Below are 16,048 nucleotides of genomic sequence, written 5' to 3'. Positions count from 1 at the left end.
CCTTTGCCCATGCATTTGGGTCAGGGAATGGTCAGGCGGCGCAGTTACCAATTGCGAACTGCGCCGCCATATATCTGGCTTAGTAGACGCCTTCTTCCTGCATCAGGCTGTCAACCGCGTCTGATGCATCCTCAAGGGCTTCATCAACGGTTTTGTCACCAAGAATGGCGGCCTGCAGTTCAGGATAGATCAGGTTGGTTGCCTCGATCCAAAGCGGGGTCGGCGGAACAGCAAAGGCAGTTGCAGCCGTTTCCTTGAACGCAGCCAGAACTTCACTGCGATACGGATCGTCTTTTGCCTGCTCAGAGACATATTCCCAAACCGCGGTGCGGCTCGGAAGCGGACCGGCAGAGCTTTCAAGCTTCTGACTGTCTTCGTTGGTCAGGAATTCAACCAGCGACGCAGCCGCTTCCTTGTTGTCGCAATCTTTGGTCACGGAGAAGCCATGGAAGCCCGACCAGCCGGTACGCACGCCTGCCGATCCTTTCGGTGCCGGTGCAACACCGACATTACCGGCAACTTTCGACGATGACGGATCATTAAAGAAACCAGCCCAGCCCGGCCAATCAAGGTTCAGCCCAATGGTGCCCGACGCGAAGCCGTTACCAAGGTCATCCCAAAGATAGTTGGTCGTACCGGCCGGAACGGCTTTGGCATTGTAAAGATCGACAAACCACTGCAGGGCACGTTTGCCTTCTTCGGAATTGAAGGCTGGCGAGAAATCATCGTTAAACAGCTTTCCGCCTTCGGCAACGACCATTTCATAGTAACGACCGACAATCGCTTCGTCCTTGCCCGCATACTGGGTGCCATAGAAATTCGGCGGATCGGCAAAGAAGGTTGCCTGATCTTTTACCTGCGCCCAGGTTTCCGGCACCGCAAGCGGATAGCCGAACTTGGCTTCAAATGCCTTGGCCTTGTCGGCATCGTCATAAAGGTCTTTCTGGTAATACAGTGCCGACACATCGAACTGCGCACGCGGCAGCATCACAAGGTTGCCATCAAAGGTAGCAGCCTTGATGTTGGCCTGCACGAACTCGGCAACCACGTCCTTGCTTATCAGACCGGTCAGGTCGGTATAAAGGGTCGGATACTGGGATGCGAAAGATGAATGGTTTGAACCCACGCACCAGCTGGTTGTGCCAGCCGCGATGTCGGATTTGAATTCTTTATCCAGTTCGAAGTGGTTCTTCTTCGAAATGATGTTCACTTTGGCGCCGGTGGCGGCTTCCCATTCCGGGATGCGGGCATAAAGCGCTTCATATTGCTGACCGCCGATAAGCTTTGCCTCAATGGTCACACCATCAAACTCGCCCGCCTGTGCGGTGCCAAATGAAGAGATTGCAGCAGTCAAAGCAGCAGTCGCTAGCACGGCACGGGATGCACCGCTCAATAACGTTTTCATTCTATCCTCCCTGAAGGAACGGTCTTTCCTGACCGAATATCACTTCCGAGGCCATTCTTGTTGTGACTTTCATATTCGGAAGCATCTTTTATATTTAAACTTGACTTGATTGATGAGTCAAGTTGAACTCCACAAGAAATCACCTTAATCCTGAAAAAAACATAAGACTGCCGGGACATAACCCGACATATGCATCCGGGAAACGCACAGATAATAAGGAGACGCCATGTTCATCGACACTCATCTGCACCTCGTCGCCCGCGACCGGATCACCTACCCCTGGCTTAAAGATGTGCCTGCCCTGAACCGTGACTGGACATTTAAGGACTATGAAGCCACGGCAAAACGCATCGGCATAGAAGGCGTGCTTCACATGGAGGTGGACTGTGCACCAGATGACATTCCAAACGAAAACGCATTCATTGGCGAACTGATGACCAAGCCGCAAAGCATGCTGCGCGGAGCCATATCCTCGGCCAGACCGGAATCAAAAGACTGCGAGGTATTTCTAGAAAGCCTTGATCCTAAGGTTGTTAAAGGCATTCGCCGCGTATTGCATGTTGTGCCAGATGATGTTTCGCAAAGTGATCTGTTCCGGGAAAATGTGCGCAAGATTGGCAAAATGGGCCTGCCATTCGACATCTGCGTTCTCCAACGTCAGCTTTCCTTGGCGTGTGACTTGGTTGATGCCTGCCCGGATACTGTTTTTGTCCTGGATCATTGTGGCGTTCCAGACTTTACTGACGACGGTTTTGGTGACTGGGCGCATTCAATTGCAACCCTGTCGGAACGTCTGAACGTGAATGCAAAGATTTCAGGCATTTCTGCCTATGCAAAGCCGGACTGGACGATTGAGACCCTGCGCCCTTATGTCGAGCATGTTATAGGGTGCTTTGGCTGGAACCGGGTTGTCTGGGGCTCTGACAGTCCGGTATGCACCCTGAATTCATCTCTTGATCAATGGATGGCAACAACACACACCCTAATCGCGGACGCATCAGAATCCGAGAAAGCGGCGTTCGCCTCAAAAAACGCCAAACGGATTTGGTCCTTATAGTTCCCGGGTATCGAGATGTGAGCTTTCAAGGGGACCTCTGTTGATAGTCTCCTTCTCGAAATCCACATGCTTTGTCAACTTTGGACAGTCAGTTCACGTTGATGATCAATCCGTCATATGCCGGTTCAACATTGTCCGGCGTATCGGACATTGCCTGCGCATAGTCAAACTGAATTCCCATATGGGTCATATAGACCTGTCTGGGTTTGAATTCTTCGACCCAGCCAAGCACCTTTTCAAGATGGGCATGCGTGTTGTGCGGTCGATGACGCAGGCAATCGACCACCCAGACGTCTAGATCATAGAGATGTTGTCTGGACTCTTCCGGGAAATCGACGACATCGGTTGAATAGGCAAACTTGCCAATCTTGAAGCCCAGAGTTTCCCCGTAACCATGATCCTGGGAGAAAACCGTAATTGGGACCCCTGCTGCGTTTAGCGGTCCTGTGATGACATGCGGTATCAAAACGGGCTTGAAATAAAACTCGACGCCGTCTGGCAGCGGTGTGAACACGTAGTTAAAGCGCTGATCGATGTCTGAAATCGTTTGCGCGTTGGCATAGATATCAATCGGACTGTTCATCGCAACATTCATCCAGCGCAGATCATCAATTCCGTGGACGTGATCAGCATGGGAATGTGTAAACAGGATCGCATCAAGATGATCGATATTATGGCCAAGTGCCTGCTCGCGAAAATCCGGCGTAACATCAACAAGGATCTTTTTGCCAGATTCTTCAATCAGGATCGAGCTGCGTAAACGCCGGTTTTTCGGGTTGGTCGGGTCACACTTGCCCCATCCAAGGCCAACAGATGGCACACCATTTGATGATCCGCAGCCAAGGATGGTTATTTTTGTCACTGTGCGGCCTCGCCCGGAAGCAACAAATGTTTGCGATCAGCCTTGGTGAACAGTCTGAAGAAATTGTCCGTTGTGATACGGGTAATTTCCTCGAGGCTGACCCCCTTGATTTCGGCAAGCTTGGAGGCCGTATGCGCGACGTAACTTGGTTCGTTCGGCTTCCCGCGCTTTGGCACCGGCGCCAGATACGGCGCATCGGTTTCAACGAGCAAACGATCCAGCGGCACATCTTCAAGGGCCGCCCGGATTTCCTTTGCCGAGTTGAAGGTTATGATACCCGAACAGGATATGTAGAACCCGATCTTCAGCGCACGCTGTGCAAGTTCTGCAGAACTTGAAAAGCAGTGAATTACACCGGTAAATGGCCCCTTTTGATATTCTTCTTCAAGAATATCCATCGTGTCGTCATCGGCATCACGGGTATGAACGATCAACGGCAGTCCGGTTTCGCGACATGCCGAAATATGCGCGCGAAAGCTTTGTTGCTGTGCTTCTCGCGGGGCATTGTCATAGAAATAATCCAGCCCGCTTTCCCCGATCCCGATAATTTTGGGATCGGAAGTCCTGGCAAGCAGCGGTTCGGGGCTTGAAAGCCCCTCCTCGCCCGCTTCATGCGGATGAACGCCAATCGTGCAGTAAATATGGTCGGATTTCTCGGCAATGGCGCGCACCTGATCGAAAGTCGTCAGTTTCACACCAATGCTGACCATCATACCAACACCGGCATTTTGGGCGCGCGCAATGGTTCCCGCGAAGTCTTCGGAAAACTGCGGATAGTCCAGATGGCAGTGGCTGTCGACAAGGGCGACATTCATGCCTTCGCTCCTTCGTCTTCTTCTACATATCGCGGGAACACACCTGCCGGTTTCGGAATTGCCGAGCCCGGGGTGAGCGCATGATCCGGCCCAAGCATCTCGAAACCGCGCTTGTCATTGGAAAGTACCAACAGATCAAGGATTTTGGATGCGGCCTCCGGCATGATTGGCTGAACCAGAATGCCAACGTGACGAATGACTTCGGCCAGAACGTAAAGAACCGTTTCCATGCGTGCCGGATCGGTCTTTTTCAGCCCCCATGGCGCCATTTCGTCAACATAGCGGTTCGCATCGCCGACAAGGCTCCAGATTGCTTCAAGCCCCTTGTGGAAGGCCTGTTCTTCAAAGAGCGGACGGACGGTATCAAGCATTCCGTGTGCCTTGGTCAGAATAACCTGATCGGCATCGGTAAATGCGCCCGGCGTCGGGATCACTTCGTTGCAGTTTTTATGGATCATCGACAGAACGCGCTGACACATATTGCCAAGATCGTTGGCAAGTTCGCTGTTCATCCGGTTGACCATGGAACGATGGGAAAAATCACCATCATTGCCGAACGGAACTTCACGCATCAGGAAGTATCGGGTCTGATCGAGACCGTATTTTTCTGTCAGGTCATAGGGGTCAATGACATTGCCGATTGATTTTGAAATCTTTTGGCCCTCATTGGTCCACCAGCCATGGGCAAAGACGCGCTTGGGCGGCTGAATACCCGCTGCCAGCAGGAAAGCAGGCCAGTAAACAGCATGGAAGCGCAGAATATCTTTCCCGACCATGTGAAGGTCTGCAGGCCAGTATTTTTCAAGCTTGGCCGGATCTGAATCCGGATAGCCGATGGCTGTCAGATAGTTGGTCAGCGCATCAAGCCAGACATACATGACATGGTCTTCATCACCCGGAACCGGAACGCCCCATTTGAAGCTGGTGCGCGAAACCGAAAGATCGTGCATGCCGCCTTTGACAAAGCTGATGACTTCGTTACGGCGGGATTGCGGTGCGATGAAATCAGGGTTCTGCTCATAGAACTCCAGCAGGCGGTCGCCCCAGGCGGAAAGCTTGAAGAAATAGCTGGGCTCGGACACCCATTCGACCGGCGCACCGGTTGGGGCAAGCTTTTCACCATCTTTGGTGATCAGTTCTTTTTCAGCATAGAACGCCTCGTCGCGAACCGAATACCAGCCATCATAGGAACCAAGATAAATCTCGCCCTTTTCCAGCAGTGTATTCCAAAGCGCCTGACAGGCCTTCTTGTGGCGTTCTTCGGTCGTGCGAATGAAATCATCATTCGAATAGTTCATATGCACGGCCAGATCGCGGAAGTTCTGCGAAACCTGATCGGTAAAGGTTTGCGGATCAATTCCTTTGGCCGCAGCCGACTTATCGACCTTTTGACCATGTTCGTCGGTACCCGTCAGGAACATCACGTCATACCCGTCCAGGCGCTTGAAGCGGGCCAGAACATCACAGGCAAGCGTCGTATAGGCATGGCCAATATGGGGCTTGTCGTTGACGTAATAGATCGGGGTTGTGATGTAATAGGGCTGTTTGTGCCCGGTCATGGTCGCAAATCCTTCGCGCAAGTCGTGAAACAAAACGGCCCGAAATGGGCCGTGATGGTCAATATTTCGGTTACTGGGCAGTGATGTCAGGTTCGCATGCATTCTTCAAGCATGAAGAATGCATTCAGCAAGGCCTGCTTGCGATCAAGATGCAAACCGCGGGTCGCGCCCATCAATTCGTTGATCTTTTCCCATACCTCCAGCCATTGATCAAGCGGTTGCGCAGCAGCCATGCGTTGCATGGCAGGCAACTCGCCTTCGACCACTTCACGTGGCGGCTGTCCGGTGGCGGCAAAACGGATCATGCGGGCCAGCCACCAATGCAAAAGTTCGGTCACGGTTGCAAAGGCCGCATCCTTGTCCGCCGCAGAAAAACGTTCGGCGAACTTGTGCTGGGCTGCGACATCGGCATTGGGCAAGCTGGCAATCAGATTGACCAGTTCGGTGTAAAGCTCAAGCCCGCCGACTTCATGGAGTTGAAGGGCACGGCCAATGCTTCCTTCGGCAAGCCCCGAAAGCGCATCACGATCACCAAGATCCATATCCGGGCAATAACGTCCCAACAGATCAACAACCTGATGATCTTCAAGTGCACTCAGGTTCAGACGACGACAGCGTGATCGAATGGTTGGCAACAAGCGCCCCGGATGATGTGCAACCAGGATCATCATTGCATTCGCAGGCGGTTCTTCAAGAACCTTCAGGATTGCGTTGGCGGCGTTGCGGTTTAACTCATCGGCGGCATCAACAATGACGATCCGCCAGCCACCTTCGGCAGCAGTTTTGGACATGAAGTTGCCAACCGTGCGAACGCTGGCAACGGTGATTTCGCCCTGCAGGCGCTTTTTCTTGTCATCATACTGGCGCTCGATGACCTTGAGGTCACCGTGACCGCCGCCGGCAATACGCCGTGCAACCGGGTCTTCCGGATCGACATAAAGACCATCAGACTGATCGCCAAACAGACCTGCCCCGCCATTCTCGCCGCCGCCAGACAAAATGAACCGCGCCATTCGATAGGCAAGCGTTGCCTTCCCGATGCCGCGCGGGCCGCACAAAAGCCATGCGTGATGCATGCGTTTGCTGTTCCAGGCATCAAGAACCGTTTTTTCGGCTTCTTCATGACCAAGAAGTGCGTCGTTACGACGGGGTGCAAACGGATTTTCGTCTTCGGAAAGATCGCTATTTCCTGCCATCGGGGATTACACCCCCTGCCCGGCAAGGCATTCCTGAACTGTCGCAATGACGCGTTCGGTCACAGCTTTGACGTCGCCTTGCGCATCAATTATGCGGCAACGTTCAGGTTCCGATGCGGCAATTTCACGGAAACCGTCACGCAAACGTTGGTGAAATTCAATCCCCATCCGTTCAAACCGGTCTTCAGCAGCGCTGACATTGGCAAAACGTGCCCCGGCACGTTCAAGTCCCACTTCAAGGGGAAGATCAAACATCAAGGTCAGGTCCGGTTTGAAGCCATCAATCGCCAGTGCCCAGAGATTACGGATATAATCCGCACCAAGACCATGACCATAGCCCTGATAGGCAACCGATGAGTCGGCAAAGCGATCACACAAAACGACCTTTCCGTCTGCAAGTGCCGGACGAATGGTGCGTTCAACGTGATCACGGCGAGATGCAAACATCAAAAGAGCTTCGGTAACGGCATCCCAGCGACCGGGATCCCCGGTCAGCAGCAAGGTACGAATTTCCTCGGCCCCCGGTGAACCACCGGGTTCACGGGTTACAACGACATCGCGACCATTCTCGCGGAACCAGTTTTCTAGGCAGCGGATCTGGGTCGATTTTCCGCTGCCCTCACCGCCTTCAAAGCTGATGAACAAGCCGGGCTTGTCGATCACCCGTTTGCCCCCCACAGAAGGTATTTGATCGCAGCACCGATACGTCCGACGAAGCCGAGACGACCGACATCATGCGCGGCATAAAGCGGAAATTCCCTGGTTTCCTGATCGGGCACGTCAACCTTAAGGGTTGCGATCTGGTCACCTTTGCTGATCGGTGCCGGAATCGGACCGTCATAGACAACAGATACCTTCATATCGCGGCTTGCACTGCGCGGGAGGGTCAAAAGGATTTTCTGATCGGCAACAAGATCGACCTTTGTTTCCGCACCCAGCCAAACGTTGGCAGAACTGATGGTTTCGCCTTCGGCAAACAGGTCATAATTGTCAAATTCACGGAAGCCCCAGTCAAGAAGCTTCTGGGATTCCGTCCGGCGTTCACGAACAGAGTTCAGACCATTTACGACAATAATCAGACGTCGACCATCACGCTCGGCAGATGCGGTCAGACCGTAACCGGCCGACTCAGTATGGCCGGTCTTAAGGCCATCGACACCGGCACTGGTCCCCAGCAACGGATTGCGGTTTGGTTGGCGAATGCCGTTATATGTGAATTCCTTGACCGAATAGAGTGAATAAAGGTCCGGGAAATTGCGAATGGTATCGCGGGCCAGCGTTGCAAGGTCATGAACGGTAACAAGATGTCCTTCTGCGGGCCAACCGGTTGAATTCTTGAAAACCGATTTGGTCATGCCAATATTGCGGGCTTCTTCGGTCATTTCCTCTGCAAAGGCTTCTTCGGTACCCGCCAGGCCCTCGGCAACCACGATAGCTGCATCGTTACCGGACTGGACAATAATTCCGTGCAAAAGGTCAGAAACAGAAACGTCTGAGTTTACCTCGACGAACATCTTCGACCCACCTTTACGCCAAGCTTTTTCACTGACGTGGAAGGTGTCATCCATTGATACACTGCCATCCTTGATATGCTTGAACAACATATGGACAGTCATCATTTTGGTCATGGAAGCAGGTTCGGTGAGTGTATCGCCGTTCTTGTTCAAAAGAACCGTGCCGGTGTCGAAATCCATGATATAGGCTTCGCGCGCATTGGTTTCGATTGCCTGCGCGCTGGTCATAGACATCGCCATGACAGAGCCTAATATCGTGGCTCCGGCCACTACCCGGTTCAGACAGTTTTTGAACGGAATTGGCGCCATCAAAGTCATTACGTCCTAACCTTGTGTAATAAAATCTGTTCCACCAGTCCCCCGGCGGCTTTGTTCTGTTGCTTATGTCGCAAATCCGGCAAAATTGTGCAACACGCTCATGCGACATTTATCAGTATGCGAAATCCACTCAAATAGCTGACAGCAAAGCGGTAGCACAGCATAAGGTGGCAATCAACATCCCGACTTGGCAGCACCGCCATCGGCACATTCGACCACGACTTTTGCACCGTTCTGCCCGGTGGCAATCACGCGCTCAAGAAGGATATCTGCTTCCGGAACCGTATTTAACGGCCCAAGACGAACCCGGTAAAAGGTCGTCCCTTTTACCTCGATGGGTTCGATCTTGCTTGGTGCCAGATCATAAAGCCGATTACGCAAGTTCAGGGCGTTATCATAGATTGAGAAGGCCCCTGCCTGAACGTAAATGGCTGAATTCGTTACGGGCTCGATATTGATAATAGCAGCTTCTTCTACGGTACCCTCAAGTGGGGCACTGGTGAGGATCGGCTCTGATGCCGGAGGCGTCAATTTTATCTGCGAAGTCGTTGGTTGGCCGGTTTCGGTGATCGGGCCATCGTCAAGGCGAACGGTTTCGACCACATCACGCGGTGCGGCAGTAACTGTATTCTGTTCGGCGACAGTAACTTGCGGTGCCGCCTTTCCCTGCGCGATAGCTGCAATCTGACGGCTTTCTGCCTCGATCACTTCGACCATGACCTTGGCCGTGCCCTTCTTCTCGAACCCCAGCAACTGGGCTGCACGGCGTGACATGTCAATGATACGCCCATGCGCAAACGGTCCCCGGTCATTGACGCGGACCTTGAGTGATTTGCCGTTTTCAAGATTGGTGACACGCACAATACTCGGTAGCGGCAATGTGCGGTGTGCGGCAGAGATCTCGTACTGGTCAAACACTTCGCCATTGGCGGTTTTTTTGCCATGGAATTTGGGCCCGTACCAGGACGCGATACCGGTTTCGCTATATTCATAATCGACAGCCGGATAGTACCACTGACCAGCAATTTCATAGGGATTGCCGATCTTGTAGTTACCAATCTGTGTCGGTTGGGACTGAACGCCGCCAAGTCGTTTGACACCGTGAACGGCAAGCTGGGTTTCTGCGCAGCCAGCCAAAAGCATACCAAGTGCAACCACGGACAGTCCGAGGCGGCTATTTGTCCGCAGTCGCCCAAAAGCACTTTTTCTTGGTTTTGGCATCAAGGTGTCCCCGCTTAAAGATGCTCTGTATTTGATGGCAACGAATGATCTTCGTTACCTGGACATTAAAACTTTATTGCCCGGCTATCGCGTCAGCCAGTGTTCCCACGGCGATTGCGAAATAGGTCGATCGGTTCCAATGCATTATGGTGTGGAAATTGTTATAAACCATATATGCCGGTCCTTCACCGTCATTTACGGTAACAATTGATGCATCCATATCTGCCGTTGGCAGATTGGCCCCACCGGGCATGCGAACGCCAAGTTCCTGCCATTCCGAGATTGGTTTGCGAATATCGCGACCGATCAGGGATTTATCCAGATCCTTGGGAATGCTGACCTTGCGCCCCCAGCGTTCATCCCCTTTCCAGCCGACGGTCGAAAGATAGTTGGCAGCCGACGCAAAAACGTCTTCCTTGGCGCCCCAAAGATCAATCTTGCCGTCGCCATTCCCGTCGCGTGCGTAATTCAGGAAGGTTGAAGGCATGAACTGCGCCTGCCCCATGGCGCCCGCCCAGGAGCCGGACATGTTTTCAGGCGCAATGTGGCCAGCATCAATGATGGTTAGGGCATTCATCAGTTCCTTGCGGAAATATTCCGCCCGACGACCTTCAAAGGCAAGAGTTGCCAGTGAGTCGACGACGGAATAGCCGCCAGTATGCCGTCCAAAACCGGTCTCGATCCCCCAAAAGGCCGTCAGATAGTGACCCGGCACGCCATATTTTTTTGCCGCGGCATCAATGATCGCGCGATTTTCGGCATATTTCCTGCGGCCCTCGTTGATCCGTGATTGCGGGACAACGCGTTGAATATACTGCTCAAAGGTCAGTTTGAATTCAGGCTGGCTGCGATCATACTCGATCACCTTGGGGATCGGTTTGGTATTGGCGAAGGCAACATCGAGGGTTGGCTGGGAAATGCCTTTGGCGGCGGCTTCTTTTTTGAAGTCAACCAACCATTCTTCAAATCCTTCGGTGGTGAATTCTGGAAGTTTTTCATCGGTCTGTGCAAAGGCCGGCGCATTGGCGGTCAAAACAGTAAGCACAGAGGCGGCGGTCAGCAATTTCCAGAATTTCATCAAAGGCCTCATCCAGGATGTTCAGTTGCCGGTTTCCAACGGCTTGGGCCCCGGAAACCACTCATTTGTTCGCCCGGTCCAGTAATAAGCGGTCAAACCAACCCATTCCCGCAAACCACGGCTTAGGGATTTGATAGCGCCTGAGACGTTAAGACTTGCTAAATGGATCTCATCTGATGTGAATCTGCCGACCGAATACGGAATAATGTTCCAACCCGCCTGCCGAAAAACGCCTGCTGCGCGCGGCATATGATCTGCGGAAGTGACTAATACCCAAGGCTTTTGTGCCAGTTCCGGCCAACTTCCATAAATGAGATCATATGAATTTAGGGCATTCTCATATGTGTTCCGTGCGTTGATTTCGAAATACATATTGGGTCTTAACAGGTTCGAATCGTCTAGCCAGTCACGCAGTACAACCGCCTCAGTGAAACCGCGATCATTTAGCACTCCGTCTTTGCCCGTGAAGATCACAGGTTTATCAGGATATTTGTTCGCCATTCGGAGCATTGTAAATATTCGATCCGGGGCACTTAGGAACTGAACATCCCCGCGCTGAAGATAGCTGTTTGGGTCAATCGAGCCCGATAGGGTAATCACCCCTGCAAATTCTGATCCATTGAGGTCCGCTTTTTCAAAGCGCGCTTCGAGGGTTATGGGCAACAGTGCTCCTACGGGAATGATGGTGATCAGCAATGATGCAATAGTGGCGAATAACAATCCGGCAAAAGCAAAACGACGTGTCCTGCGCAAACAGATCAGGCCAACAAGGATCAACAACAATATCCCGTGCATGAGCCCGATATTGATCAGGTAGCTAAGGGTTCTGAGAGAAAATAAAAAAAATGATACTGGCCCGAAAGATGGTTCGCCTTATGGTTGCCGGTACCTTGCTGAAATCACATTATTTCGCCAGCATTTGATGCAATGTTTGATTGGCCTATTGACAGGGCAGCGCGCCCAATTTATTGAAAGCGCCCAGAGCAATAAGCTCCGACCATTTTTGCGGAGAGGTGGCAGAGTGGTTGAATGCAACGGTCTTGAAAACCGTCGTGCCTTTACGGGTACCGTGGGTTCGAATCCCACCCTCTCCGCCATTTACTCAAGATCGCACAAAATCTCTGATTTTTTAGCGCAGAACACGACGTTACTGCGAAACGCTGTGTTGTATCTGTGGTCGCACCAAACACGATTATTGTTAAAAGGTCCGAGCAATGAGCGAACTACCGTCCTGCCCGAAATGTGAGTCACCTTACACCTATGAAGATGGCGAACTGTTGATCTGCCCGGAATGTGCGCATGAATGGTCTGCTTCAGGTGACGCAGCTGGCGCGACGGTTGTACGTGACTCAAACGGTACCCCGCTTGTTGATGGGGATACGGTAACTGTCATCAAGGATTTGAAGGTCAAGGGATCATCGGCGGTCGTCAAGGTCGGGACCAAGGTCAAAGGCATTCGTCTTGTCGATGGCGACCACGATATTGATTGTAAAATCCCGGGTATCGGTCAGATGGGCTTGAAATCCGAATTCGTGAAAAAAGTATCAGATTGATTTTCTGACAACCTTGATTTTCAGAAAAAGAAAAAGCGCACCGGTCTGGTGCGCTTTTGTTGTTTTATGGCCGAGGCGTGTTGTTAATCTGCCCCACCAGTACGGAATGTGCTGCCTGGTTTCGGGTTTATCACACGCTGGATCAGCAGGATTGCGATAGCCAGTCCAATGCCGATCAGATCGGTAACCAGTCCGCCAGCAATCATGAACAATGCTGAAATGACCAGTGCAATGCGCAGGAACCACACTGCACTGCGCCCGAGGAACCATCCCTGAACACCGGCAGACAGCAGGAACACCCCGGCCACGGCCGTAATGAACGCCTGGCCGATCTGAAGGTAAGTCCCATCCATCAAAATAGCCGCGTTATAGAAGAACATGAACGGCACAATGAAGGCCGCAATGCCAATCTTGAACGAAGCCACTGACGTTTCCATCGGGTTTGCACCCGATATCCCGGCAGCAGCATAGGAAGCCAGTGCGACGGGTGGCGTGATGGCTGAAACGACTGCAAAGTAGAACACGAAGAAATGTGCAGTAAGTGGTTCAATTCCAAGCTCAATCAATCCCGGAGCAACCACCGATGCAGCAACCGCATAGGCCGCCGTTGTTGGCATGCCCATTCCCAGAAGGATGGCGATCAGCATGGCAAAGATCAGGGCCAGTAACTGTGACGCTTCTGCAAGACCCAGTAACAGGTTCGAGAACCGTGCGCCGACACCTGTCAGCGCGATCACGCCAACGATGATCCCGGCACAGGCACAAACTGCAATGATCTGGATCGACATCCCGCCTGCCAGTTCAAATGCCTTGGCAACGGATTTGATCCCTACGCGGTTTGGTGTAAGCCAACTGACAACCACAGCTGCAACAGTTGCCAATGTTCCAGCCCGGATAACCGAATAGCCAAGGAACAGGGCTACGATCAGGATGATGATGGGCAGGAACAGATAGACCTGCTTTACCATGGTATGGAAGCGCGGCAGTTCTTCTTCGCGCATGCCACGCATACCAAGTTTGGCTGCTTCGAAGTCGACCATGAAATAGATCGACACAAAGTAAAGGATCGCCGGGATCACAGCCGCGATGGCAATGTCGGTATATGGGATACCGGTGATTTCGGCCATGATGAAGGCCCCTGCCCCCATAATTGGCGGCATGATCTGGCCACCGGTCGAAGCTGCAGCTTCAATCGCACCGGCCGTTTTCTTGTGGTAACCGACCTTTTTCATCAAAGGGATGGTCAGCGAGCCGGTTGCCACAACGTTACCCGCAGACGTGCCGTTGATCATTCCCATCAGGCCAGAAGCAAAGATTGCAACCTTTGCAGGACCACCACGGGCACGTCCGGCCACCGAGAAGGCAAAGTTCACAAAATAGTCGCCAACCTTTGATGCCTGCAGGAACGCGGCAAAGATGATGAACAAAATGATATAGGTCGATGAAACGGCAGTCGTCGGGCCAAGAATACCGGCATCAGTATAGACCTGGCTAAAGAAGCGCTGCCAGGTGATGGCTGGCGATTGCAGGAAGCCCGGCAGGAATTCGCCGACAAAAACATAGACCAGAAAAATGGTCGCAATGATCACAAGCGCCAGACCGGCAACGCGGCGTGTCAGCTCCATGATAAGCAACGTGCCCGAGATTGCAGCAATCGAAATACCGATCGGCGCAAAAGGCGTTCCGGTGGAGTTGCGCATAAGCGTGCCGTAAATTGTGATCAGATAGATCGCAACGGCAAGGCCACAAATAGTCAGCACAAAATCAGGTGGTGAATAACGATTACGGGGTGTCTTGTTAAACCAGGATAAAACAATACCACCGACTGTTGCTGCCATCAGTGGTGCACCAAAGACCCATGTCTCGTTGAACTTGATGGTAGCATCAATGCCGTTCCACATTGCGCCATTTTTGATTTCGAAAGCAAAGCTGATTGCGGTTCCGACCGCGACAAAGGCTGGTACCAGGAGAACATATGACAAGTAGCCCAGAAGCGGTGTCTGCCCTGTAGGCTCATCAGCGAACTTGTTGGCAGAGTACCAAAGAAAACCAAGTGCAAGGGCACCCGAAACGTGAACAATACGGAAGTTCCATGTTTCCAACGGAAAATCAGGCAAGAATTCAAGATTAACCAAACCGCCCGTCATTCCAGAAAGCGATACACCATTTAGCGCGAGCATATGAAACGCAGCATAAATGGCGGCAGAAATTGTTATGAAACTGAGGTTCCGTCCCTCGAAAAGGCGACGATTATGTTCAATCGGCTCTTCATCCACGCCATCGGCAATGAGGTGTTCGTCATCCGGTTTATTTGGTTCGGTCATCAGGTTTCCCCACACTCTCTGGTCATTTGTTATTCGCAGGCTTCTTTGCGGCGATTGAGCAAAGGCGGGTCACCTTCCGGATGACCCGCCTTGTGTGATCAGATTTTGCTGACTTAGTGGATCATGTCAGCCGGGATGGATGCGCCATGTTCGTTGAACCACTTGGCAGCACCCGGATGCCATTTCATGACCTTGTTCTTGTTCCAGTTTTCCGGAACTGTGGAACGTGCTGCACGGTGAATGGATACCATGCGGGCATTATCCGACATCACAACGTCAGTTGCGGCATAAACAAAGCTTTCCGGAAGATCGCAATTGGCAATCGCAAAGTTCCACATTGACACTGAACGCGCCGGAGCGGTCAGCGTGGTGTATGTGTCTGCAGCAATGTCAAATTCGGACACCGGGAAGGCATCCATAATCTGTTTCTGTTCTGTTTCAGTGAACTCGATGATGTTTACTTTGGTTTGAACTTCAAGCTGGCTAACAGCCGGGACCGGAACACCGGCAGCGAATGCGATCACGTCAAGCAAGCCGTCCTGAAGCTGGCCACCCAGATCGGCCCAGCCACCATTGCGGCGTTCAAACTTTACACCAAGTTCTTCGAGCATCTTCGGAAAATAGGTGTCCGAGGTCGAGCCCGCAGGACCGAAACCGATTTTTGCGCCCTCTGGGATGTCCGAAACAGATGCAATGCCCGATGATGCCAGTGCAGTGATCGAGAACGGTGTCTGATACATCGGGAACATCGCACAAGCACTCGTCATCTGGACGCCCGGTGCAATCGGGTTTGTTCCAGCAAGAGATTCTGCTGCCGGACCCATCGTGGTCATGCCAAATGCTGCTTCGCCGGTGTGAACGAGCGCCATGTTCTGCATTGGTCCGCCGGTAACTTCACCACCACCGGAAATGCCAAGTTCTTCTGCTACAAGGTTCGCCCAACCGGAACCATAGGCAAAATAAGTGCCGCCCTGTGATGCGGTGCCGACCGTAAAGCTGTCTGGCCAACCGGCACGATCCTGCGCCGAGGCTGCTGTGCTCCCAAACGCAAACGCGACCGCCATCCCTGCAATTAATGCGCGTTTCATCTATTTCCTCCGTTTATCGGTGCTTATGTGACGTTGCCTCCCTAGGCAGTTCCACATA

General features: G+C 52.4%; 14 protein-coding genes and 1 tRNA gene. 3 read left to right on the top strand and 12 right to left on the bottom strand.

Annotated features, from left to right (window positions below; translation table 11 throughout):
• Positions 1-79: 79 nt before the first annotated feature.
• Positions 80-1,405 carry an ABC transporter substrate-binding protein gene (locus ACTU44_RS12885; RefSeq protein WP_462095606.1) on the bottom strand — a complete coding sequence of 442 codons (1,326 nt, stop codon included), beginning with the start codon at positions 1,403-1,405 and terminating at the stop codon, positions 80-82.
• Between the two features lie 226 nt (positions 1,406-1,631).
• On the opposite strand from ACTU44_RS12885, the gene ACTU44_RS12880 reads away from it, so the two are divergent.
• Positions 1,632-2,462 carry an amidohydrolase family protein gene (locus tag ACTU44_RS12880; protein WP_462095605.1) on the top strand — a complete coding sequence of 277 codons (831 nt, stop codon included), beginning with the start codon at positions 1,632-1,634 and terminating at the stop codon, positions 2,460-2,462.
• A gap of 88 nt (positions 2,463-2,550) precedes the next feature.
• On the opposite strand, the gene ACTU44_RS12875 is transcribed toward ACTU44_RS12880, so the two are convergent.
• From ACTU44_RS12875 to ACTU44_RS12835, 9 genes are all read right to left on the bottom strand, one after another.
• Entirely contained in the window at positions 2,551-3,324 is a 774-nt protein-coding gene (locus tag ACTU44_RS12875) for an MBL fold metallo-hydrolase (RefSeq protein ID WP_462095604.1), read from the bottom strand.
• Positions 3,321-4,139 carry a TatD family hydrolase gene (locus tag ACTU44_RS12870; protein WP_462095603.1) on the bottom strand — a complete coding sequence of 273 codons (819 nt, stop codon included), beginning with the start codon at positions 4,137-4,139 and terminating at the stop codon, positions 3,321-3,323. The genes ACTU44_RS12875 and ACTU44_RS12870 overlap by 4 nt, the downstream gene beginning before the upstream one ends.
• Complete coding sequence (gene metG, locus ACTU44_RS12865; RefSeq protein ID WP_462095602.1) at positions 4,136-5,698, bottom strand: methionine--tRNA ligase; 1,563 nt, start codon at positions 5,696-5,698, stop codon at positions 4,136-4,138. Before metG ends, ACTU44_RS12870 begins: the two co-directional genes overlap by 4 nt.
• A gap of 86 nt (positions 5,699-5,784) precedes the next feature.
• On the bottom strand, positions 5,785-6,894 hold the full coding sequence (locus ACTU44_RS12860) for a DNA polymerase III subunit delta' (RefSeq protein WP_114099749.1): 1,110 nt from the start codon (positions 6,892-6,894) through the stop codon (positions 5,785-5,787).
• Between the two features lie 6 nt (positions 6,895-6,900).
• Positions 6,901-7,557 carry a dTMP kinase gene (gene tmk / locus ACTU44_RS12855; protein ID WP_336080909.1) on the bottom strand — a complete coding sequence of 219 codons (657 nt, stop codon included), beginning with the start codon at positions 7,555-7,557 and terminating at the stop codon, positions 6,901-6,903.
• Positions 7,554-8,648: a D-alanyl-D-alanine carboxypeptidase family protein gene (locus ACTU44_RS12850; RefSeq protein WP_462095601.1), complete on the bottom strand. Its 1,095-nt coding sequence runs from the start codon at positions 8,646-8,648 to the stop codon at positions 7,554-7,556. Before ACTU44_RS12850 ends, tmk begins: the two co-directional genes overlap by 4 nt.
• Positions 8,649-8,900: 252 nt before the next feature.
• Entirely contained in the window at positions 8,901-9,884 is a 984-nt protein-coding gene (locus ACTU44_RS12845; protein WP_462095600.1) for a septal ring lytic transglycosylase RlpA family protein, read from the bottom strand.
• A 136-nt stretch (positions 9,885-10,020) separates the two neighbouring features.
• Positions 10,021-11,025 (bottom strand): lytic murein transglycosylase, encoded by a 1,005-nt coding sequence (locus ACTU44_RS12840; protein WP_114099752.1) that lies wholly within the window; start codon positions 11,023-11,025, stop codon positions 10,021-10,023.
• A 21-nt stretch (positions 11,026-11,046) separates the two neighbouring features.
• Positions 11,047-11,802, bottom strand: a complete 756-nt coding sequence (locus ACTU44_RS12835) for a YdcF family protein (RefSeq protein WP_462095599.1) — start codon at positions 11,800-11,802, stop codon at positions 11,047-11,049.
• A gap of 230 nt (positions 11,803-12,032) precedes the next feature.
• Here ACTU44_RS12835 and ACTU44_RS12830 point away from each other — a divergent pair.
• A tRNA-Ser gene (locus tag ACTU44_RS12830) sits at positions 12,033-12,122 on the top strand.
• A gap of 117 nt (positions 12,123-12,239) precedes the next feature.
• Entirely contained in the window at positions 12,240-12,578 is a 339-nt protein-coding gene (locus ACTU44_RS12825; protein ID WP_114099754.1) for a zinc ribbon domain-containing protein YjdM, read from the top strand.
• 83 nt (positions 12,579-12,661) lie between these two features.
• On the opposite strand, the gene ACTU44_RS12820 is transcribed toward ACTU44_RS12825, so the two are convergent.
• On the bottom strand, positions 12,662-14,902 hold the full coding sequence (locus ACTU44_RS12820) for a TRAP transporter permease (protein ID WP_462095598.1): 2,241 nt from the start codon (positions 14,900-14,902) through the stop codon (positions 12,662-12,664).
• Between the two features lie 113 nt (positions 14,903-15,015).
• Entirely contained in the window at positions 15,016-15,990 is a 975-nt protein-coding gene (locus ACTU44_RS12815) for a TAXI family TRAP transporter solute-binding subunit (protein ID WP_114099756.1), read from the bottom strand.
• Positions 15,991-16,048 lie beyond the last annotated feature (58 nt).

Source organism: Thalassospira sp. SM2505, assembly GCF_054901115.1.
Note: the sequence above shows the minus strand (reverse complement) of the source record. Positions and strands in the feature narration are given on the sequence as shown.